At 41.0% G+C, this 22,768-nt stretch carries 23 protein-coding genes and 1 other RNA gene; 6 read left to right on the top strand and 18 right to left on the bottom strand.

Going from position 1 to position 22,768, the window contains the following annotated elements; translation table 11 throughout:
• Positions 1–8: 8 nt before the first annotated feature.
• Positions 9–629 (top strand): HD domain-containing protein, encoded by a 621-nt coding sequence (locus PSF11_RS17140; RefSeq protein WP_004921714.1) that lies wholly within the window; start codon positions 9–11, stop codon positions 627–629.
• A 218-nt stretch (positions 630–847) separates the two neighbouring features.
• Here PSF11_RS17140 and gcvP read toward each other — a convergent pair whose 3' ends face one another.
• The 7 genes from gcvP to PSF11_RS17105 all read right to left on the bottom strand — a co-directional run bounded on the left by gcvP (position 848) and on the right by PSF11_RS17105 (position 10,502).
• Positions 848–3,724 (bottom strand): aminomethyl-transferring glycine dehydrogenase, encoded by a 2,877-nt coding sequence (gcvP, locus tag PSF11_RS17135; protein ID WP_072502434.1) that lies wholly within the window; start codon positions 3,722–3,724, stop codon positions 848–850.
• A gap of 96 nt (positions 3,725–3,820) precedes the next feature.
• Positions 3,821–4,213, bottom strand: a complete 393-nt coding sequence (gcvH, locus tag PSF11_RS17130; RefSeq protein ID WP_014656389.1) for a glycine cleavage system protein GcvH — start codon at positions 4,211–4,213, stop codon at positions 3,821–3,823.
• A gap of 54 nt (positions 4,214–4,267) precedes the next feature.
• Positions 4,268–5,362, bottom strand: a complete 1,095-nt coding sequence (gcvT, locus tag PSF11_RS17125) for a glycine cleavage system aminomethyltransferase GcvT (protein WP_004921724.1) — start codon at positions 5,360–5,362, stop codon at positions 4,268–4,270.
• A 501-nt stretch (positions 5,363–5,863) separates the two neighbouring features.
• Entirely contained in the window at positions 5,864–7,093 is a 1,230-nt protein-coding gene (gene ubiI / locus PSF11_RS17120) for an FAD-dependent 2-octaprenylphenol hydroxylase (protein ID WP_036941151.1), read from the bottom strand.
• 25 nt (positions 7,094–7,118) lie between these two features.
• A complete protein-coding gene (ubiH, locus tag PSF11_RS17115; RefSeq protein WP_072502435.1) occupies positions 7,119–8,297 on the bottom strand; it encodes a 2-octaprenyl-6-methoxyphenyl hydroxylase in 1,179 nt (392 codons plus the stop codon).
• Positions 8,298–8,326: 29 nt separating this feature from the next.
• The gene (gene pepP, locus PSF11_RS17110) at positions 8,327–9,643 is read right to left on the bottom strand and encodes a Xaa-Pro aminopeptidase (protein ID WP_004921736.1); all 1,317 of its coding nucleotides are present in this window, start codon (positions 9,641–9,643) and stop codon (positions 8,327–8,329) included.
• A 280-nt stretch (positions 9,644–9,923) separates the two neighbouring features.
• Positions 9,924–10,502 carry a YecA/YgfB family protein gene (locus PSF11_RS17105; RefSeq protein ID WP_004921737.1) on the bottom strand — a complete coding sequence of 193 codons (579 nt, stop codon included), beginning with the start codon at positions 10,500–10,502 and terminating at the stop codon, positions 9,924–9,926.
• A 175-nt stretch (positions 10,503–10,677) separates the two neighbouring features.
• On the opposite strand from PSF11_RS17105, the gene zapA reads away from it, so the two are divergent.
• The 3 genes from zapA to PSF11_RS17090 all read left to right on the top strand — a co-directional run bounded on the left by zapA (position 10,678) and on the right by PSF11_RS17090 (position 12,026).
• The gene (gene zapA, locus PSF11_RS17100; protein WP_004921740.1) at positions 10,678–11,007 is read left to right on the top strand and encodes a cell division protein ZapA; all 330 of its coding nucleotides are present in this window, start codon (positions 10,678–10,680) and stop codon (positions 11,005–11,007) included.
• 112 nt (positions 11,008–11,119) lie between these two features.
• Positions 11,120–11,301, top strand: a non-coding RNA gene (ssrS, locus tag PSF11_RS17095) — 6S RNA.
• Between the two features lie 134 nt (positions 11,302–11,435).
• Positions 11,436–12,026, top strand: a complete 591-nt coding sequence (locus PSF11_RS17090) for a 5-formyltetrahydrofolate cyclo-ligase (protein WP_061063823.1) — start codon at positions 11,436–11,438, stop codon at positions 12,024–12,026.
• 41 nt (positions 12,027–12,067) lie between these two features.
• Here PSF11_RS17090 and serA read toward each other — a convergent pair whose 3' ends face one another.
• The 3 genes from serA to rpiA form a co-directional block, all read right to left on the bottom strand.
• Positions 12,068–13,318 (bottom strand): phosphoglycerate dehydrogenase, encoded by a 1,251-nt coding sequence (gene serA, locus PSF11_RS17085; RefSeq protein WP_004921747.1) that lies wholly within the window; start codon positions 13,316–13,318, stop codon positions 12,068–12,070.
• Between the two features lie 329 nt (positions 13,319–13,647).
• Positions 13,648–14,169: a YcxB family protein gene (locus tag PSF11_RS17080; protein ID WP_072502436.1), complete on the bottom strand. Its 522-nt coding sequence runs from the start codon at positions 14,167–14,169 to the stop codon at positions 13,648–13,650.
• Between the two features lie 170 nt (positions 14,170–14,339).
• Positions 14,340–14,996, bottom strand: coding sequence for a ribose-5-phosphate isomerase RpiA (gene rpiA / locus PSF11_RS17075; RefSeq protein ID WP_004921758.1), 657 nt, complete (start codon positions 14,994–14,996; stop codon positions 14,340–14,342).
• Between the two features lie 191 nt (positions 14,997–15,187).
• On the opposite strand from rpiA, the gene PSF11_RS17070 reads away from it, so the two are divergent.
• A complete protein-coding gene (locus PSF11_RS17070) occupies positions 15,188–16,090 on the top strand; it encodes a LysR family transcriptional regulator ArgP (RefSeq protein WP_072502437.1) in 903 nt (300 codons plus the stop codon).
• On the opposite strand, the gene PSF11_RS17065 is transcribed toward PSF11_RS17070, so the two are convergent.
• The 4 genes from PSF11_RS17065 to PSF11_RS17050 form a co-directional block, all read right to left on the bottom strand.
• Positions 16,087–16,821, bottom strand: coding sequence for an oxidative stress defense protein (locus PSF11_RS17065; protein ID WP_004921765.1), 735 nt, complete (start codon positions 16,819–16,821; stop codon positions 16,087–16,089). The two genes, PSF11_RS17070 and PSF11_RS17065, sit on opposite strands and share 4 nt — an antisense overlap.
• Positions 16,822–16,939: 118 nt before the next feature.
• A complete protein-coding gene (gene argO, locus PSF11_RS17060) occupies positions 16,940–17,557 on the bottom strand; it encodes an arginine exporter ArgO (RefSeq protein ID WP_036941162.1) in 618 nt (205 codons plus the stop codon).
• A 204-nt stretch (positions 17,558–17,761) separates the two neighbouring features.
• Positions 17,762–18,637, bottom strand: a complete 876-nt coding sequence (mscS, locus tag PSF11_RS17055) for a small-conductance mechanosensitive channel MscS (protein WP_004921773.1) — start codon at positions 18,635–18,637, stop codon at positions 17,762–17,764.
• 150 nt (positions 18,638–18,787) lie between these two features.
• On the bottom strand, positions 18,788–19,159 hold the full coding sequence (locus PSF11_RS17050; RefSeq protein WP_014656392.1) for a YacL family protein: 372 nt from the start codon (positions 19,157–19,159) through the stop codon (positions 18,788–18,790).
• A gap of 208 nt (positions 19,160–19,367) precedes the next feature.
• Between PSF11_RS17050 and PSF11_RS17045 the strand changes: the two genes are divergently transcribed.
• Positions 19,368–19,745, top strand: a complete 378-nt coding sequence (locus tag PSF11_RS17045; RefSeq protein WP_004921781.1) for a VOC family protein — start codon at positions 19,368–19,370, stop codon at positions 19,743–19,745.
• 306 nt (positions 19,746–20,051) lie between these two features.
• On the opposite strand, the gene PSF11_RS17040 is transcribed toward PSF11_RS17045, so the two are convergent.
• The 4 genes from PSF11_RS17040 to PSF11_RS17025 form a co-directional block, all read right to left on the bottom strand.
• Entirely contained in the window at positions 20,052–20,759 is a 708-nt protein-coding gene (locus tag PSF11_RS17040; protein WP_040133342.1) for a type 1 fimbrial protein, read from the bottom strand.
• A gap of 190 nt (positions 20,760–20,949) precedes the next feature.
• The gene (locus PSF11_RS17035; protein WP_225829650.1) at positions 20,950–21,459 is read right to left on the bottom strand and encodes a fimbrial protein; all 510 of its coding nucleotides are present in this window, start codon (positions 21,457–21,459) and stop codon (positions 20,950–20,952) included.
• A gap of 60 nt (positions 21,460–21,519) precedes the next feature.
• Positions 21,520–22,149, bottom strand: a complete 630-nt coding sequence (locus PSF11_RS17030) for a fimbrial protein (protein WP_072502438.1) — start codon at positions 22,147–22,149, stop codon at positions 21,520–21,522.
• Positions 22,150–22,206: 57 nt separating this feature from the next.
• The coding region (locus PSF11_RS17025; protein ID WP_196712916.1) for a fimbrial protein at positions 22,207–22,768 on the bottom strand (562 nt) is incomplete at its 5' end.

Genomic DNA, 22,768 nt, shown 5'->3' with positions numbered 1-22,768 from the left:
AGGTTTTTATGTCATCTGCAAAAGGTAATAAGTCCGTTGACGTTTTAGATTTTGGCGGCTTTACCGAAGTTATCCAATTTTTAATGGAGTTGGATAAACTAAAAAGTGTTTATCGCAAAAATAAATTACTCAACAATGAGAGGCAGGAAAATACAGCGGAGCATAGTTGGCAATTTGCTATGGCTGCAATGAGTTTCGCGCCTTATGTCAAAGGAGTGAATGTTGATCACGCCATTAAGTTGGCCTTAGTACATGATATCGTCGAAATCGATGCAGGTGATGTTTTGGTTTACGATGTTGCGGCACGTGATGCTATTCGCGAAGAAGAGGTCAAAGCTGCTGTTCGTATTTTTGGCTTACTCCCTTCCCCACAAAATGAGCAATTTTTGGCTTTATGGAAAGAGTATGATGCGGCAGAAACATTGGATGCGAAATTTGCCAATGTTATCGATAGAACCATTCCTATGCTCTTAAATTTACATAATCAAGGGCAAAGTTGGGTCGAGAATAATATTCGCCTAGAGCAAGTGATCGCTCGAAATGAGTTTATAGAAGAAGTGTTTCCTGAATTTTGGGAGCAACTCTTACCACAATTGAAACTCGCCCAGCAAAAAGGTTGGTTGTTGTAATTTATTCACCAATAGAGTTTGCTCTTGGTGTGAATCAGTGAATCAAATACCCGGTAATAATATCGGGTATTTAACTCAATCGTGTTATCACGCGGAAAATACCAACGGCTATCGATTGATGAAAAAGATGCGTTTTATCCTTTCCCCACTATAACTAAAAACCCCCAATAATTGATAATACAACTATTGAGGGCTACCTATTATTTACAACACGCTAATCACATATACTCTTCAATCGGCACACAGGAACAATGTAAATGGCGATCACCATAAACATCATCCAAGCGCTTCACGGCAGGCCAATATTTGTTTGCTTTTGTGGCCGCTGTTGGGAATACAGCTAACTCGCGGCTATAGGCATGCTCCCACTGCGCCACTAGCTCTGTTTGAACATGTGGAGCATTAACCAGTGGGTTATCTTCCAGTGTCCATTCCCCATTAGCCACTTTGTCAATTTCATTGCGGATGGCTAACATCGCATCAACAAACCGATCAATTTCCACCAGACTTTCTGATTCTGTTGGTTCAATCATCAATGTACCCGCAACAGGGAATGACATGGTTGGTGCATGGAAACCATAATCGATGAGGCGTTTTGCGATATCTAATTCGCTGATCCCTGTATCTTTCTTAATTGGGCGCAAGTCAACAATACATTCGTGAGCAACGTAGCCATCACGACCTGTATACAGAATGTCATAGCGGCCTTGTAGACGTTTAGCAATGTAGTTCGCGTTTAAAATCGCTACCTGACTTGCTTTTCTCAGACCATAAGATCCCATCATACGAATGTACATCCAACTGATTGGCAGAATGGACGCACTACCAAAAGGTGCTGCCGAAACTGCGCCTTGCTCAGTGATCATCTCTTGTTCAACAACTGAATGCCCCGGAACAAATGGCGCTAAATGTTTTTTCACGCCAATTGGCCCCATACCTGGGCCGCCACCACCGTGTGGGATACAGAAGGTTTTGTGTAAATTGAGGTGAGAAACATCGGCACCAATATAACCTGGCGTTGTTAGGCCTACTTGTGCGTTCATATTGGCACCATCGAGGTACACTTGCCCACCAAACTGATGAATGATCTCACAAACCTCTTTGATGCTCTCTTCATACACGCCATGAGTTGACGGGTAAGTCACCATCACACACGAAAGATTATCGCTATGTTTTTCTGCCTGCTGACGTAAATCCACCAGATCGATATTCCCTTCATCATCACAGCGTACCACCACCACTTCCATACCAGCCATATGTGCTGATGCAGGGTTGGTGCCGTGTGCCGATGCAGGGATAAGGCAAATATTACGGTGTCCTTCATGGCGGCTTTCATGGTAGCGGCGAATTGCCAATAACCCTGCATATTCACCTTGGGCACCTGAGTTAGGCTGCATACAGACTGCATCATACCCTGTTAACTGAACTAACCAATGTGATAGCTGCTCAATCATTTGATGATAGCCCTGAGCTTGCTCCGGTGGGCAGAATGGATGCATTTCGCCAAATTCAGGCCATGTGATCGGCAACATTTCAGCCGCAGCATTTAGCTTCATCGTACAAGAGCCTAGCGGGATCATCGCTTGGTTCAATGCGAGATCTTTACGCTCTAGGCTGTGCATATAGCGCATCATTTCCGTTTCACTATGATAACGGTTGAAATTCGGATGCGACAAAATGGCATCATCACGTTGCATTGAAGGGCAAATAGCACTCTCTTGGGCCGAAACTTGTTTATCAAGTTGTTCGAAATCCAATTTTTGCTCATTTCCTGTGATGATAGTGAATAGCTCATTCAAGTCTTGGCGTGTTGTTGTTTCACTGAATGTGATACCAACTGCACCATGAATATCAGTACGTAAGTTGACCTTCGCACTTTCCGCCCGCGCCAGAACGGCAGCTTTATCTGCTACCTCAATTGAGAGTGTGTCAAACCAGCTCTTATGACGTAGTGTGATACCCGCATCTTGTAGCGCCTTAGCGAAAATAGATGTCAAGCGATGAATACGCTCAGCAATCAATTTTAACCCTTTTGGGCCATGGTAAACGGCATACATTGCGGCAATATTTGCTAGCAACACCTGTGACGTACAGATATTTGAGTTTGCTTTTTCACGGCGAATATGTTGTTCTCGAGTTTGCATCGCCATACGCAGTGCAGTATGACCGGACGCATCGCGAGATACACCAATAATACGGCCAGGCATTGCGCGCTTGTATTCATCTCGGCAAGCAAAAAATGCAGCATGTGGACCACCATACCCCATAGGCACACCAAAGCGCTGTGCTGAGCCAAAGACAATATCAGCGCCTTGCTTACCCGGTGCGGTTAACATCACCAGAGCCATCATTTCAGCGGCCACACAACTTATAATTTTACGCTCTTTGAGTTGCGCATACAGTTCACTGTAGTCATGGACTTCACCAGTCGAGCCTACTTGCTGCAATAACGTCCCAAACACACCTTCGTGTTCAAGGACTTTCTCAGCTTTATCGACTATCACTTCAAAGCCAAATGTGCCTGCACGGGTGCGAACAACATCTAATGTTTGTGGATGAATATCGTCAGCAACAAAAAAACGTTCAGCATTTTTTAATTTACTAATACGTTTCGCCATCGCCATGGCTTCCGCCGCTGCTGTCGCTTCATCTAAAAGGGAAGCGGAAGCTAATTCAAGCCCTGTTAAATCAATCGTTAATTGCTGAAAGTTTAATAACGATTCCAAGCGTCCTTGAGACACTTCTGGCTGATAAGGCGTATAAGCCGTATACCAACCTGGGTTTTCGAGTAAGTTACGTAAAATAACGGGCGGTAAAATAGCCGGGGCGTACCCCATCCCAATATAACTCTTGTAGCGCTTATTTAAACTCGCTATTGCTTTCAATTCTGCTAACGCTTCTTGTTCTGTCGCCCCACCACCGACTCTTGGTGGCTCTGCCAATAAAATGGCTTTAGGGACAATATTGTCTGTCAGTGCATCAAGAGAGGTGGCACCCACAGTGTCCAACATCGTTTTTACTTGTTGTTCTGATGGACCAATATGGCGTTGAATAAATTCCGAACGGTTTTCTAATTGACTCAGAGGCATCGTCATAGCTGTGTTCCCATTCCTATATCTAATCTGCTGCTAAAGGGTAGGCTTCAAAGCAAAACGCCCCGTAATGACAGCATTACGGGGCGTTTTACGGTATTATTCGTCTTCTTCGAGCAATGCTGAGTAAGCGTCAGCATCTAACAAATCAGCCAGTTCTGATTCGTCGGTAATTTTAATACGGAAAATCCAACCTTCTTGATAAGGTTGCTCATTGACCAGTTCAGGCGCATCAACTAGCGCTTCGTTAACTTCAATGATTTCACCACTTAGTGGAACATAAATATCGGATGCAGCTTTAACAGATTCGACAACCGCACATTCACTTCCAATATCAACAGAGCTGCCCACTTCGGGGAGATCGACAAACACCATATCACCTAATAACTCTTGGGCATGCTCGGTAATACCTACGGTGTAAACGCCATCACCTTCATGACGGACCCACTCATGCTCACGGGTATATTTCAGCTCTGCAGGAACATTACTCATCATCAACCTCACTCTTATTTACGAATTTTTTCATTATGGGGGGATTAGCCACTCTTAAACGAGGGCTTTTCCTTCCCGCACAAACCCAGGTTTTACCACCTCAACAGGCATTTCTCGGTTACGTATTTCAACAATGGCTTTATCTTGTATTTCTTTTGGCACACGTGCCAAGGCAATACTGAAACCGAGTGTTGGCGAGAAAGAGCCGCTGGTAATAACCCCTTCTTGTAATTTACCTAAATCGTCGGTGAAACGTACCGTTTGGCCTGCTCGTAATATGCCTTTTTCACGCATAACAATACCGACTAATTTTTCGGTGCCTTGCTCTTTTAATTTCTCTAATGCTTCACGACCGATGAATTGGCGGTCTTCAGGCTTCCAAGCGATCGTCCATCCCATATTGGCAGCCAGTGGTGAGATAGTCTCATCCATGTCTTGCCCATATAAATTCATGCCAGCCTCAAGGCGCAAAGTATCACGCGCACCTAACCCTGCGGGATGAACACCGGCTTTCAGCAATTGATGCCAAAACTCGACCACTTGCGCTTTCGGCAATGCTATTTCATAGCCTTTTTCGCCAGTATAGCCCGTAGTTGCAATAAAGAGTTCATCGGCTTGCACCCCATAGAATGGCTTCATATCTGCCAACAGGGCACATTGTGATGGCGTCAATAGCGAATGGACTTTTTGTTGCGCTGTAGGGCCTTGAACCGCTAATAGGGCAAGATCATCACGCACTTCAATAGAGACAGGATACGATTTCATATGCTGTTCAATCCATGCGATATCCTTATCACGGGTCGCGGAGTTGACAACCAAGCGGTAGAAATCATCATTAAGGTAATAAACAATTAAATCGTCAATGACTCCGCCAGAAGCATTTAACATCCCCGTATAAAGTGCCTTCCCTTTGTCGGTCAGCTTGGCAATATCATTTGCGAGAAGATAGCGAAGGAAATCGCGGCAACCTTCACCATGTAGATCAACAATAGTCATGTGGGAGACATCAAACATCCCAGCATCGGTTCTCACTAAATTATGTTCATTGATTTGTGACCCGTAGTGCAATGGCATCATCCAACCATGAAAATCCACCATTTTCGCACCGCAGGCTATATGTTCATCATATAGCGGGGTTTGCTTTGCCATGAATACCCTCTTTACATTTGAATATGATAGGGTGAGCGCCACTGTTGCTGTGCAGGAAAATGATTTATCACGCCACAGCCAATAACGCTACGCAAACGATAACATCTTATTAAAAACTACCACTGTTTTTAGTAAGAAACCATTAAAAAAAATAGGGCTACCAACACTCTGTATTACTGATTACAAGCGACATAATCCAGCTAATTTTGTTAAAAAATTGAGAATGATCACTCAATCCCACTATATTTAACCTAAAAGCGTAGAGTTAATCATCGTATCTCTAGAGATGTTAGTGAAAAACCAATGTTAGCATCTCACAGCAAAATTAGTAAAACTAATGCGAAATTTGGCTATAATTAGAATTTCTCAATCATGAATACAAAAAATAACGATGGCAATTACGTCAATAATCGCCTTGCCATCATTGAAAAAAATGAGTGTTCCATGAACACAAAAAGAGAGGGATTGGCAGCGTTTACCACTGCCAATTGATAGGTAATATTATTTAGAGGGGGCTAGCTGAACTTTTTCTAGCCATTCAGGCATATCAAACAGGCCCATAGCATGATTAAGTAGTTGAGGTTTCACGCCGGGTAAGCTATCTGCCAGCACCAATCCTATATCACGGAATAATTTCTTAGCCGGATTGTTGCCATCAAATAATTCACGGAACCCTTGCATACCAGCAAGCATCAAAGCCGCACTGTGTTTACGATGGCGCTCGAAAGTACGCAAGTAGAAATATTGCCCGAAATCTTTACCTTCACGATGTAGACGTTTGATTTCCCCTAACAGCATGGCAACATCCATAAAGCCTAAGTTAACTCCCTGCCCTGCCAATGGGTGAATAGTGTGAGCGGCATCGCCAAGAAGTGCTAAACGTTGCGCCGCAAACTGTCGTGCGTAACGCCCCGTTAAAGGGATAGTCAGTCGTTCACTCTCCAGTTGACATAGCCCTAAACGCGTATCAAATGCGACCGCTAACTCTTTTTCAAAATCTGCTTTATCCATTTGCTGACGTCTTGCTGCTTCTGTGGCAGGTTGAGACCAAACAATTGAACATAGATGAGGGTCACTCAACGGCAGAAATGCCAATATCCCTTTACCATCAAAGGATTGGCGTGCTACCGCCTCATGGGGCTGCTCTGTGCGGATCGTCGCAACTAAGGCCGTGTGCTCATAATCCCAAAATGTCAGGGGGATATCGGCATGACCACGTAACCAAGAATTGGCACCATCCGCCCCGACAATAAGCCTTGCGGTTAACATCGAATCATCAGTGAGGGTAATAAAAACATCATTTTCCCCCCAAACGACTTTTTGAATAGTCGCCGGTGCCAGTATAGTCACCTCTCGCAAGGTGGATGCTTTTTGCCATAACGCATCACGAATCACGTTATTTTCAACAATATGCCCTAAATGGGAGAGGTTCTGCTCTTTTGCAGAAAACTGGATACGACCAAAGCTGTCATTATCCCAAACTTCCATGCCGTTGTAGGCTGAAGCCCTCATTGATTTTATTGTTGACCAAACATCTAAATAGCTTAGTAATTTTTCGCTCGCTGCATTAATCGCAGACACTCGCAGTGCATAAGGGTCACTGTCCGAAAAAGGCTTTTTCGCTGGATGACTTTCAATTACGGCAACACGTAGCCCTGTGCCTTCTAAACCACAGGCAAGTGCTAGGCCAACCATACCACCACCGGCGATAACCACATCAAACGATTGCATATTTTTATTCCTCTTAGTTCTGTGGTTATTGTTCCGCCACCCAGCCAAGTGTTTGACGAGCTAATACATCACGTACTGACGGTAACATTTCCATTGCCATTAAACCTAAATTACGTCCAACCACTAACGGCAAACAGCGATTTGCAAAAATACGAACCAAACCATCTGTCATGGTGACCGTTCGTTCTCTATCAATAGCACGCGCTTGCTGATACGTATTTAACAGTGCATAAGCGCCAATATCCTGACCTTGTTGATGTGCGGCAACCACCAATTCCGCTAACTGCATGACATCACGGATCCCAAGATTAAAACCTTGCCCTGCAATAGGGTGTAGCGTTTGCGCTGCATTTCCCACTAACACAGTTCGATGGCTAATTGGATTTAACGCTTTTCGAAGGGATAACGGATAACAAAACCGTGTTCCCACTTGAGTGATTTTACCAAGCCGCCAGCCAAAAGCTTGCTGAAGTTGCTGAATGAATGTTTCATCATCCCACATTTTAATCGTTTCGGCTTGCTCTTGATGATGGCACCAAACTAATGAGCTGCGCCCTTGCGACATCGGCAACAAGGCTAAAGGGCCAAACTCAGTAAAACGCTCGAATGCTTGCCCGTGTGGGTTTATCGCCGTTTTTACATTGGCAATTATTGCAACTTGCCCATAATCGTCCTGCTGCCACTGCATATGGCAGGCATGGCCCACGGCAGAATGGCTACCATCTGCGGCCACCAATAAGGAGCCTGAAAGAGTTTCGCCGTTATCTAGCGTGACTGACACACATTCACTGTGCCGCTGGATATTTTCAACTTTCGCAGGGCAATACAGAGTAACGCCGGGAGCTTTACGCAATAAGGCAAATAAGCGCTCCCCTGCATCATGGAGTTCAATCACATTACCAAGCTCAGGGATGTGATAATCCTGCGCGTTGATATTGACAAACCCGGCATGCCCTCTATCGGAAACATGAACATGAGTTATTGGTGTGACACAATCCGCCAGTGCTTCCCAAATACCAATTTTAGACAATCGCTGACATGTTCCATGGGCAAGCGCTATCGCTCGAGCATCAAACCCTGGATGTGTGCCTTCCGGTAAGGAAGCTTCTATCAGTGATACTGACAATTTTCCTTGGCTTAATGATGAAATAGCCAGAGCCAATGTTGCCCCTGCCATTCCACCACCAACAATAATCACGTTCATGTTGTATTAATTACCTTTTACTACTTATTTTAAGCATTTTTAGCTTCAGCCATTAATGCCTCGATTTCATCAGGGTCCTTCACCACTAAATCGGTCAAGTTTTCATTACCATTTTCGGTAATCACAATGTCATCTTCTATGCGGATACCGATCCCGCGATACTCTGGTGGCACATCTGCATCAGGCGCAATATACAGCCCCGGCTCTACGGTCAGAACCATGCCCGGCTCTAAGATCCTATCACGCTCAACCCCATAGCATCCGACATCATGAACATCTAACCCCAGCCAATGGCTTAAACCATGCATAAAGAATGGGAAATGTGCTTTGTTTTCGATCAATTGATCGACATCGCCATGCAAAATACCCAGTTCCACAAGTCCTTCAACTTTGATTCGAATGATTTTTTGCGTCACTTCATGAATGCTGGTGCCCGGACGATATAATTCTAAAGCCGTATTCAATGCTTTCAGTACGATATCGTAAATAGCGCGTTGCGGCTGCGTAAATTTACCATTGACGGGGAAAGTACGTGTAATATCACCAGCATAGCCATCAAATTCAGCCCCCGCATCAATTAACACCAACTCTCCATCTTTCATTTCACTTTCATTTTCAGTGTAATGCAGAATGCAGGCATTTTCGCCGCTGCCAACGATCGAGTTATACGAGGGGTAGCGTGCCCCATGGCGAGTGAATTCGTGCTCCAACTCCCCACAAAGCTGATATTCATACATGCCTGGTTTACAGGTCTTCATTGCTCTGATATGCGCTAATGCAGAGATCTCACCTGCTTTGCGCATCACCGCAATTTCAGCTTCCGATTTAAATAAACGCATCTCATGCACTAAAGGACGCCAATCAATCATAGTATTTGGTGCGCGCAAATTGCGGCGACTACCTTTACGAAGAATATCTAGCGCACCGAAAACTAGTTTGTCTGCATATTCGAATTCGCCTTGCGCGTGATAAATCACATCAAGTCCATTAAGGAGTTGATAGAGTTGTTCTTCAATTTCATCAAATGGTAATGCTTTACTAACGCCCAGTTTTTCAGGCGCTGCTTCTTGCCCTAATCGACGACCAAACCAGATTTCAGCCGTTAAATCACGAACACGGTTAAAAAGCACCGTATGGCTATGTTTTTCATCACTTTTGATTAGCAGTAAAACGGCTTCAGGCTCACTAAACCCTGTCAGGTAAAGAAAGTCGCTGTGCTGACGATACGGGTATTCGCAATCTGCATTGCGTTGAGCCACAGGCGCTGAAAAAATAATAGCGGCGCTTGCTGGCTTCATCTGAGCCAATAATGCGTTACGACGAGAAATAAATTCCTGTTTATTCATACCGTTTCTGCCTTATTATCTAGATTGTTGAGTAGAGGGTTACGCTTATTTATTAAGCGAATATACTTACCACACTTCAAATTACCTTGTTATTTGCACAGGCTCAATCACCCAAGTAACATCAATTCTTTACTCTTTCGAGGGGATATCTTTGCTTGCCGCCTAGATGCAACTCGAATTAGGTAGAGTACAACGGCAAGCAGTTAATCTGTACCTGTTTCACTTTACAAATGGCTATTTAGCTCAAATAAGCAAAGATGGTGCACAGGCACAAACTGTTTTAATGAAGAATGGGTTTATTATTGCCAGTTGTCGACTGCTCTTTTTTCCCTTCGGTGAAAGTAATATAACAAAGCTGAACAGCGACTCTGACATATTCGACGACTTCTTCTAACGCCTGCTCAAGCTCTTCTTGGTCTTCATCTTCATCATAACCAAGCATGCCAATATTACGTAAGTCGTTAATCACTTCACTGACTTCTTTTTTATCTGCAAGTTTAGGTTGAGCCACGCCAATACCTAATAAGAAATGGTTTACCCATCCTGCCAGTGCATCTGCGTGATCAAAGACGGACGCATTTTCATCGGGAAATAGCATTGAGAACGCAAATTCACTGTCGTCCAACACTTGGAAAGTCGTGTCATATAATTCACGTAGTGGTTGAGCAATAGCTTGAGGGAACGCTAAACCATCATTAGCCAGATCGTGGACTAATGTCTGCCAGCCACTATCGCGACTTCCTCCACAAATCAGTCCTGTAATTAAACCGTGAATTTCTGCGGCAGTCAGTGCGATAGAATGCTGTTGGAGAAGGTTGTCCAACGTTTCATAATTTGGTAAAGATTTTTGTATAGACATCTGAATTCGTCATGTTAGCTAATGATTCATGATATGCTACCATCAAGGATGGTCGCTATACCAGTAAGCTTTTGATCTGTATTTTTAATAAAGCAGCTAAAATTAGTGAATAAACCATCTATTATTTTACGCCGAACATTGTATTTGCGGCGAGTCCTATTCGTATGGAGGTATCATGTCCGCACAACCTGTTGACATTCAAATATTCGGGCGCTCAATGAGAGTCAACTGCCCTGTCGAACAAAAAGAAGCCCTACTGGCATCCGCCCAAGAACTTGAGCAACGCCTTCAAGATCTCAAAGATAGAAGTGGTGTTACTAATACAGAACAGCTTATTTTTATCGTTGCATTGAACGTGTGTCACGAATTAACACAAGAAAAGACAAAAACACGCGATTATGCATATAATATGGAAGAGAAGATAAAAATGCTGCAACAAACAATCGAGCAAGCATTACACGATCAGGTAAAAATCACTGAGAGGCAGGTTATGCCTATCGGCTAAATTTGCTTAATAATCATACACTAGTATAAAAAAATAAACGAAAATAGGGTTGCTTTTTAAATCCAATTTCATACAATGAAGTACATAGAGTGACGTTACGCACTCAAACCAAATTTCTCTGAGATGCTCGTGAGTGGGTCAGTCCCCTGAGCCGATATTTCAAAAAAACAGAATGTGGTTATTGCGCTGGTGAGCACGCCTGATTCGCTCAGGAAGCCTAAAGGTTGCTAAACTACGTTCACCTTGAACCAAGGGTTCAAGGGTTACAGCCTACAACGGCATCTTGGAGACCCTCAATTTTTCCCATAAGCTTGCTTCTAATACTATTATCTCACGCTCATTAGGCTATACTTCCAACCATTACTTACATATTTATCAAACCACTAATAATAATAGAGTTAATAATAGCCTCTAAGGTTGCGGATCTTATGGAAGATAACTTATCAGTCATGCGTCAGCAAATTCGCCAATCGGTTCGTCAGTTACGCCAGCAGCTGAGTCCAGAGCAACAACAACTGGCTGCAAAAAAAATCGTACAACATACCTTATCTCACCCTAAGATTGCTCAAGCACAACACATTGCGTTGTTTCTTTCTTTTGATGGCGAGATCCACACTCAACCATTAATTGATGCACTATGGCAGCAAGGGAAAAAAGTTTACCTGCCCGTATTACATCCCTTTAGCCCTCATCATCTGCTGTTTTTAAACTATGCGCCGACAACTCAGTTAGTTAAAAATCGATTTAACATCGATGAACCCCCATTAGACGTAACCGAAGTGCGACCCATAAATCAGTTAGATGTCATGATGATCCCACTGGTTGCCTTTGATGAACAGGGTCAACGTTTGGGTATGGGAGGCGGTTTTTATGATAGGACTTTAGCTAATTGGCAGCAGAAAGGATTTTACCCAATAGGGCTTGCCCATGATTGCCAACGGGTCACTGCTCTCCCCGTGGCACATTGGGATATTCCTCTTCCTGAAATTATTACCCCACAAAAAATATGGCACTGGTAACCCAGTGCCATAATATCCATTCGATACGCTTGGTTAAATGATTAATACAGTAGTCGAGCGCGGATAGTGCCCGGCAATTGTTTCAATTTAACCAGAATATCATCAGCGTGATCGGGCTGTTGCGTGATAATATCAATTACAACGTAACCAACATTTCCAGCAGTACGTAAATACTGGCCAACAACGTTGATATTGTTTTCAGTAAACACTTGGTTAATGCTATTCATCATTCCAGGGCGGTTTTCATGAATATGCAATAGACGGTTAGTATCTTCAGTATGTACTGGCAGAGAAACTTCAGGGAAATTAACCGCGGAAAGCGTCGAACCATTATCTGAATATTTCGCTAATTTACTTGCAACCTCTAACCCGATATTTTCTTGTGCTTCTTCTGTTGAGCCACCAATATGAGGCGTCAAAATCACGTTGTCGAACTTGATTAGCTCACTAATGAATGGGTCATTAGGGTCATTGTTCGCCGCAGGCTCTGTCGGAAATACGTCAACTGCCGCACCTGACAGATGTTTGCTTTCCAGTGCATCAGCCAAAGCAGGGATATCAACAACTGTACCGCGTGACGCATTGATGAAAATGGCCCCCGGTTTCATCAGTTCAAACTGCTCTTTTGCAAACATATTTTTGGTGCTTGCTGTTTCTGGCACATGCAAGCTCACAACGTCGCTCATGTTTAATAGTTCAGCCATTGAGCGAACTTGTGTCGCATTACCCAGCGGTAATTTATTTTCAATATCATAAAAATAAACATCCATACCAATCCCTTCAGCCAAAATACCTAGCTGAGTACCGATATGACCGTAACCAACAATCCCTAAGCGTTTACCGCGAGCTTCAAAGCAACCTTTCGCCTGTTTTTCCCAGATGCCGCGATGCGCTTTCATATTCGCTTCCGGAATACGACGTAACAGCAGTAACAATTGACCTAAAACCATCTCAGCAACGGAACGGGTATTTGAGAAAGGCGCATTAAAAACAGGGATACCGCGTTTCGCCGCAGCATCTAAATCCACTTGGTTTGTACCAATACAGAAACAGCCGACAGCCACTAATTTTTCTGCTGCCGCAAAGATCTCTTCAGTCAGATGAGTACGGGAGCGAATACCGACAAAACGCGCATCTTTAATTGCTTCTTTTAACTCTTCGTCCGACAACGCACTTTTGTGATATTCAATGTTGGTATAGCCTGCTGCTTTTAAATTATCAACCGCGCTTTGGTGAACTCCTTCCAATAGTAAAAATTTAATTTTGTCTTTTTCCAAAGATACCTTAACCATTTACCCTACCCTATCAGCTTAAGATTCATAACAGATGAACTTTCCGTGTACCAACATAGCAAAAAACGGCGCAGTATCAATACAATCGTTTGCCTCATTTATCTGGTTAAGTGCGAAGAAAAAGAAGTTATGTGGCAGAAAATCAGGGGCGGTAACACAAAATAAGGATTTTGCCTGTGCAATAAGCATTAGTGTGAGATATATCACCAAAATAAGGGGGAAATAAAAATTGCTATTTTTTTTATTGCTAGATGATATTAGTAAAATAGATGACTTAGACAGGCATCTATCTTCCAAACCAATAGACCAATTGTTTTTACAGCAAAAATTTACTTAACTAAATTAATCGCTTTTTCTTTTACCATTCGCACAAATTGTTGGCTCTCTTCTGTCGACGCAAAACAGCGTGCTGGAATGATAATGGCGAAAACACGGTCTATAAAAAGATACAATAAATCACCATCCGTCCGTACAAATTTAAATGACTCCCATTTAATCAATGCGTTGCCATATTTACTTACCTCATGAAGCCCAATCTCATCAAAACGATATTCCTTTTCACAAAACAGGTAGCCGCCTTCATCAGGAATTGCTCGATTAAACGTTTTCAATAATCGAACGGCAATAAACAAAAATAAAAATGAGGCGATAATAAACGCAATGGTTAACTGAAAAAGGGTGATATTTAAAAGCTGAAAGGCCACAATAAATGCGATGAAAAAAACAACCGCCATCGCAATCAACGATTTATCCCATGCACTATTCTCGGAAAAATAGTCATTTTTATAACAGTAATTATTGAAACGGACATATTCGTTGCGTTCGAGTTTGACTTTGATGTGATCTACCATGTCAATACATCCCTAGTATCATGAAATGATCATTTGAGAAAGGCTAAAGTCAGTCGTTCCTAGCTATGCTGTTATCAGCATAGCTAAGTCAATCTAACTGGCTAAGGGGGATATTCAAATAATAACCGATTTCTAACAAACAGCAGTATTAAATCGATATTCAGAACAAACTATTTAATCGTTTTTACGCCTTCAGAAGTCCCCATTAAAACAATGTCAGCGCCACGATTTGCAAACAAACCAACCGTAACAACGCCTGCAATGGCGTTAATTTTGTTTTCGAGAGCAACAGGATCCACAATGCTTAAATTATGCACATCAAGAATCACATTACCGTTATCAGTAACGACATTTTGGCGGTACTCTGGTACACCACCTAATTTAACAAGTTCACGCGCGACATAGCTGCGTGCCATTGGGATCACTTCAACAGGGAGAGGGAATTTACCCAATACATCCACTTGTTTAGACTCATCTACGATGCAAACAAATGTTTTGGCAATCGCTGCCACAATTTTTTCACGTGTTAAGGCTGCCCCGCCACCTTTGATCATGTTTTTATGGTGATCAATTTCATCTGCACCATCAACATAAACATCCAGCGAATCAACATCATTACAATCTAACACAGGAATGCCCAGTGATTTAAGTTTCGCTGTCGATGCTTCTGAACTTGAAACTGCCCCCTCTATCTGCCCCTTCATTGTTGCCAAAGCATCAATAAAATGAGAGGCGGTAGAGCCAGTGCCGACACCAACAATCGTGCCCGGTTTCACGTAATCTAATGCTGCCCAACCTACTGCTTTTTTTAATTCATCCTGAGTCATGCGATGCCTTCTACTATTTTTAAGAGTGAATGAGGTTTTTATCTGCTAATAATATTATATAACGGACACCTAACAAGTTCAGCTTTGTTCGTAATATTCTGTGATTCACACATTGTCATCAATATTGCAGGTGTTCTGAGGCAAAATATGGCATAGTGAGTCGTAGAATAACAACAAGGAGAATACCCCCAATGAAGCGCCCTGATTACCGCGCGTTGCAAGCACTGGATGCTGTCATTCGTGAAAGAGGATTTGAGCGGGCAGCTCAAAAATTATGTATTACACAATCTGCCGTCTCACAGCGGATCAAACAATTAGAGAACCTATTTGGTCAGCCGCTACTCGTTCGGACAGTACCGCCACACCCCACAGAGCAAGGGCAGAAGCTATTAGCACTTCTTCATCAAGTAGAATTACTCGAAGAACAATGGCTCGGTGATGAAAACGGGGGGTCAACGCCATTACTACTTTCACTTGCAGTCAACGCCGACAGTCTAGCAACTTGGTTATTACCTGCACTTAATCCTGTTTTAGGCAATAGCCCAATTCGTTTGAATATCCAAGTGGAAGATGAAACACGAACGCAAGAACAGTTAAGACGTGGCGAAGTGGTTGGCGCAATCAGTATTCAACCTCAAGCATTGCCGGGGTGTTTAGTCGATAAACTCGGAGCATTGGATTATATTTTTGTTGCATCACCCGATTTTGCAGCAAAATATTTCCCCGAGGGCGTCACACGTTCATCGCTTCTTAAAGCGCCAGCAGTAGCCTTTGACCACCTTGATGATATGCACCAAGCTTTTGTACAACAGAATTTTGGTCTATCGCCCGGTAGTGTGCCATGTCACATCGTTAATTCATCAGAGGCATTTGTACAATTGGCAAAACAGGGGTCAACTTGCTGTATGATCCCACATTTACAAATCGCTAATGAGCTTAGTACAGGTGAATTAATTGATTTGACGCCAGGGCTATGCCAACGTCGGATGCTATATTGGCACCGTTTTGCCCCGGAAAGCCGTACGATGAAGAAAGTCACTGACGCCCTACTCAAAACAGGGCGCCAGATGTTAAAACAAGAAGATGAAACTTAACGTTTTAATTCAAAAACCACATCAACTTGGTCGTTAAAATCAATACTCTGCTGCTCATAAGTTTCGTTGACATCGCGCTCAGGGGCAGCAGAGAGTGCCATTTTCGCTCTGTAATTCATGACTGGCGCAGGGTATGGGGTCGCATCTGGTGCACGATAATTTACACTGTACACAGGCCCTAACTGAACATTAAACCCTTTTGCCAAGGCATTCGCTTGTTCAATCGCATTTTTAATCGCTTTTTCTCGAGCCTCATCGCGATATTGTTGAGGGTTATTCACACCGAACTGAACTGAATTAATTTCATTAAGCCCTGCTTTTAATGCACCATCAAGCAAGGTATTGAGTTGATCTAATTTAGTGACTTTAACTTCAACAGAACGAATTGCTGTATAACCTACAATGGATGATTTCTGAGATTCTTTATCATACTCATATTTTGGTTGAGTACGCACATTAGCAGCATTGATATCTTTCTTTTCGATACCATTTTGTTTCAAGAACTCAAAATATTCAGCAACACGTTTATCAACGCCTGTTTTAGCCGCTGCTGCATCTTTTTCAGTCACTTCAACATTGATATTTAATGTCGCCATATCCGGTGATGCTTTAATTATTGCATTACCTGACGTTGTAATATGTGGCCCTTCAGGAAGCGGATTAGCTTGTGCAATAGCAGGAACCGCAACACCAGCCATCATGGCAGCAAGAACAAGAGACTTTAACTTCACAGGACCTCCTAATAATCAATAATAAGAAAGTTGTGGTGACATAACTTATTTATCCCACAACCTTACTTAAACATTAACACATCCTATGTGAAATTCGTTTCGGATTAATAAGAAATTATCAATACCCTAACCCTTGCTTCGCTAATTGAAAGGCAATAAACCACATCACCATTCCAACAAAGAGATTAATTACGCGTTGTGAACGTGGCTTATTTAGTATGGGGGAAAACCAAGCCGCTAATATCGCTAAAGCAAAAAACCAAGCAAAAGATGCGGTCAGTGCCCCTGCCGTAAACCACGGCCGTAATGAGCTTTCTAACTGCCCTCCCACACTGCCTAATACCACAAAAGTATCTAAATACACATGAGGGTTTAGCCACGTTACCGCAAATAGAGTCACGATCACTCGCCAACGATTGGCAACCTTATTCTCTGCTTGCACCCTAACTTCATCGCGACGAAAAGCGCTACGACATGCGCCGTAACCATACCAAGCTAGAAACGCTACCCCAGCCCATGTAATCAATTGCAACAGAATTTCAGACTGGCTTAGTAATGCACTTCCTCCAAAAACACCAGCAATAATTAATACGGTATCACTTAAGGAGCATAAAAATGCACTCATCACATGATATTGCTTTCGACTTCCCTGCTGCAAAATAAATGCATTTTGCGGGCCTAATGGAAGTATCATTGCAGCACCAAGTAAAGCACCCTGAATATAAATCGTAAACATGCATAAATTCCTAATAATTATTCATTTTATTCAATGAGATTCTAATTAGAAAAAATTATTAGGGAAAATTATTATTTCTTATAGAAGATTAGAATAACTTATTGTGACATTCGCTATCTAAACGATAGGAAAGGAAAATCAGCAAATAAAAAAACTGGGTACAGTACAATAAACTGACCCAGTTTTATCATTCAATAAATACGCTTATTCTGTCATATCTTTTTTCACTGCAACAGCAGCCTGTTGATGTAAATGGACATCCATTTGAGGGAATGGTATACCAATATCGTGCTTATCGAGTGCACGTTTGAAATTTTCCATTAAATCCCAATATACAGGCCATGTGTCACCATTTTTAGCCCAAAAACGGACTAAATAATTTAATGAAGATGGCGCCATTTCGTGTAAACGGATAGTCACACCTTTATCGTGTAAAATACGCTCATCAGCAGCAACAATGTCACCTAATACTTTTTTGACTAAATCAATATCTGAATCATACGCCACTCCAACAATAATATCAGTTCGGCGATCAGGTTCACGAGTGATATTGATAATGTTATCTGCAATAATTTTACCATTCGGAATGACGATAATGCGATCATCTGCTGTTCTAAGTGTGGTAGAGAAAATTTGAACGTTTTGAACCGTTCCTTCTACAGCCCCAATTTGGACATACTCACCAGCTCGCAGAGGTCTAAACACGACTAATAATACACCAGCGGCAAAGTTGCCTAATGAGTTTTGTAATGCTAAACCAACAGCTAAGCCCGCAGCACCCAATACAGCAATCACAGATGCTGTTTGAACACCAATTTTGCCAAGTACAGCAATAAACGTAAACGCAACAACAGTATAACGGACAATCGCGGATAAAAATTCACTCACGGTAGGGTCGATGCCGCGTGCTGTCATCACACGATGTAAGCCACGTCCAACCCACTTAGCAATCATCATACCGACAATAAGAATGACGATAGCAGAAACGATATTCACCGCATACTGAACTAACAGATCCTGATTTGCCGCAAACCAATTCGTTGCGTCATTCAACGCTCCGGTAACATCATCAGTATTCATACAGTCCTCTAATTTTTAAATGGAATTACTCGGTAAATGAAATTATCACATGCTCCCAACAATTTAGTTCTTATTCAAACTAACCATGTGATATTGCAATTAAATAATAACTACAATATCTAAAATCTGACAACATTTTAAAACAAAAATTTATTTTACTTTATTTTCTAAAACGAATTGTCTGTAATCGTTAAGCATACTCATAAAATCATCAATGCCGCAAAATGCGACACTTTCATTATCATAGTAACTCATTCCCTCTTCTAAACCCTCCGTCTCGAAAGCAAGTTGATTCGCTCGGATCATCACTTCTTCATCGTCTAATACCAATGTGTATTCATGACCGATTAATTCCCATTGCTTCTCGCTACCTTTAATCGATTCGTATCCGGCTTCTATTTCATCTAACAGACTAAAATCGCCTTTAATTTCCTCATTAAGCCAATAACCAACCGCTTCATGATCCATCGAAAATTTTGCCGATATCTCTCCAGTTATATCCTGAAAAAATTGGTATTCCATAATCCACCTCACACCAGACGTCATTCGTTATAATTATACCTCTAGTTCAGTATTATTGTTCGCTAAAACATGAGATAAAAAGAAAGCTCACTATGATATGGGGAGCATTGATGAACTTTTGTTCTGCAAAAACGACAAACGGCTAATAGCAGAACAAAGTAAGCGTCATCGCATAACACGACATAAAGAAGAAGGATAGGAGTGTCTGATGATTAACCATTTAGACCATCTGGTGTTAACCACAACCGATCAAAACGCGTGCATTGATTTCTACACCCATGTACTCAAAATGAAGTTGATAACCTTCGGTGAGCAGCGCTATGCGTTGCAATTTGGGGAGCAAAAAATAAATATCCACCAATATGGTAAAGAATTTGAGCCAAAAGCTCATTTACCCGTACCTGGCTCACTCGATTTATGTTTTATCAGTAATACACCAATAAACCAAATTATGACGTTTATTCAACAGCAAGGTGTCGAGATTATAGAAGGCCCTGTCAAACGTACAGGCGCAATGGGAGAGATATTATCTATTTATATTCGAGATCCTGATTTAAATCTTATTGAGATAGCAAATTATATATAGCCATATACTACTGCTAAATTCGTACAAAGGTAGCACGAGTCGTACAGACTGGCTACCTAATCAAAAATTAAGCTGTCCCCAATACACTATGCCATGAGATATCGAGTGCCTGATTTTTATTTATATTACTTAATAACAATGGATATGTAACTGTGAATTTTGATAAATTATACTGCTTGGAAAAATGATTTCACAATATTTTAATTATATTTTATCTGTACAAAATCATTTAGATAATCAAAAATTTATACAGGCATAAGTTAACATTAGATTCCCCGCATAAAATACAAATCCCATTTTTTATTATTAAATACTAAAATTAAAAGTAATTATAGCTTCTGCATTATAATTAACTTCATCATTAAGCTCAATATTTGCTTTAGCCAAATCATTTCGTGAGTTAATAAACATACTCTCTTGTTCAAAATTTGCTGAAAATACTTTCCCTGGTATTAATGACCTCATAAATTCATTCTTACTTATTGATTCACCATTTGCCTTAGACCATCCATAATATTCCCCCTTAGTTAACACATATTGCCCAAGACCCGCTGTTGAATGTATTGAGTTATATAAACGGCGAACATATCCAGAATTATTATCGACCTTAGCATCTTTTACTAAAAATGAGACACCACCAAGTGCGGCCGGTTTACCCCCATTAATATGAAAATATTTATGTGCAATATCAGGACTTACTGGCGTCGAAGGTAAATTTAAGCTTTCATAAAGATCCGTCGCCATGAATAGTAAATAAGTCTCTGCGTCACATGTCACTGTAACCGTATTTTTTATTTTTGAGTTTTCTGGGAAAATATATCTATTCGACATAGGTATAACATCAACAGAGAGTTTTCCCATGTCATATATGATATTGGTTTGCTCTTCTCCATTAACCATACAGGTTGGTGGCTTAATATCACCAGATATTTTTAAATTAGCATTTGTATCTGCATAGCTTAAACCAGCGGCTAATAATGGTAATACACCTAAACATTTTACTGTATTTTTCATATTAAATTAACGCCCCTAATAATTTAAATAGGTCAACAACCTAACCCGATTAGAATAAAATAAAATTAAATACCAAAACCAAATGATAATGTCGCACTGCCATCTAGGGATACATCACCAGCACTCTCTTTTACCTCACCATAAAACATTGGCTTAACTTCAAAATCAGCCGCGAAAATTTGTCCTGATGCTAACTTTGTCGATGTTCAGCCCAAGCTGTTTTTTTCGATTGGCTTATTAAAAGTTCTGGCACAGCGCTCCCTCCCGCAGCCAACACAGAGACTTTTTTAGCGCCTTCATCACTATTTCCTTTAACAGTCGCATTTGACATTGTAATAGTGTAAACACCAATATTTTGGCTATTATCAGCACCATATTTACCTAAACCAAAGAAGATATCGCCTGGATTTATGACACTATCACTACGATTATCTTTGGCTATAAAATTTAAATAAGTGGCAGCATCACACACTATTTCAATTCTTTTCGTTTCACCATCTAAATATAAGATATCTGAACTAGGAAACATTTCTGGAGCGATATCAAATCGATATTCAATATCCACTTCATTCTGATTATTGATAGAGCATGTTGGTGGTTTAATATCGCCAGATACTTTCAAATTAGCACTGATATCTGCATAACTTAAACCTGCTACCAATAACGGCAATAAGCCCAAACATGTTATTGTGCTTTTCATCGTAAATTAACAATCTCAATAGGTTAAATAGGTCAATTATCTAACCTATTTAAAATAAAATTAAATACCAAAACCAAATGATAATGTCGCACTGCCATCTAGGGATAGATTCTCAATATCATCTTCTTTTATTTTATTTAATACCGCATAGATTTCAAAATCAGCCGCAAAAATTTTCCCCGGAGCTAATTTTGTCGATGTTTCAGCCCAAGCTGTTTTTTCCATTTTCGCTATCGAGGTTTCTGCTACGGCTTTGCTTCCTTCTGGTAACACTAAAACACGTTTAGCATCCTCTTCACTATTCGCTTTAACAGTCGCATTTGACATTGTAATGCTATAAACACCAATTTCATTATTATCAGCACCATATGTACCTAATCCAAATAATAATGCTGCGTCGCTAGGACTAATGCGATTATCATGAGCCACAAAACTTAAGTAAGTCGTTGCATCACATACGATTTCGATTCTTTTCTTTTGTTTATCTAAAGATGTTCTTCCTGAACGATTAAGCATTTCTGGCGATATCGTGTAATTATATACAATATCTACTTCATTCTGATTATTGATAGAGCAGGTTGGTGGTTTAATATCGCCAGATACTTTCAAATTAGCACTGATATCTGCATAACTTAAACCTGCTACCAATAACGGCAATAAGCCCAAACATGTTATTGTGTTTTTCATCATGAATTAACAATCTCAATAAGTTAAATAGGTCAATTACCTAACCTATTTAAAATAAAATTAAATACCAAAACCAAATGATAATGTCGCACTGCCATCTAGAGATATATCCTCAATATTATTTGTTCTGATTATATTTAATACCGCATAAACCTCAAAATCAGCAGCAAAAATTTTTCCTGCTGCTAATTTTTTCGATGTTTCAGCCCAAGCTATTTTTTTCGATTGCTCTACCGAAATTTCTGACTTAACGGTATTTCCTGTCGATATTAAAACGTTTTTGTCGGCTTCTTCACTATTCGCTTTAACAGTCGCATTTGACATTGTAATGGTATAAGCACCAATATTTTCTTTATTATCAGTACCATATGTACCTAATCCAAATAAAATATGACCTTGTTCTGAAGAAACGCTATCAATACGGTTATCTTTGGCTTCAAAGCTTAAGTAAGTTGTAGCATCACACACTATTTCGATTCTTTTCTTTTGTTTATCTAAAGGTGTTTTTTCTGAACGGTTAAGCATTTCTGGCGATATCGTGTAATTATATACAATATCTACTTCATTCTGATTATTGATAGAACATGTTGGTGGCTTAATATCACCAGATACTTTCAAATTA

This window comes from Providencia sp. PROV119 (genome assembly GCF_028482435.1).
GTDB classification, from domain to species: Bacteria; Pseudomonadota; Gammaproteobacteria; order Enterobacterales; family Enterobacteriaceae; genus Providencia; species Providencia stuartii.
The sequence above is the reverse complement of the archived record's forward strand: the minus strand, read 5'-3'. Positions and strand labels throughout refer to the sequence as shown.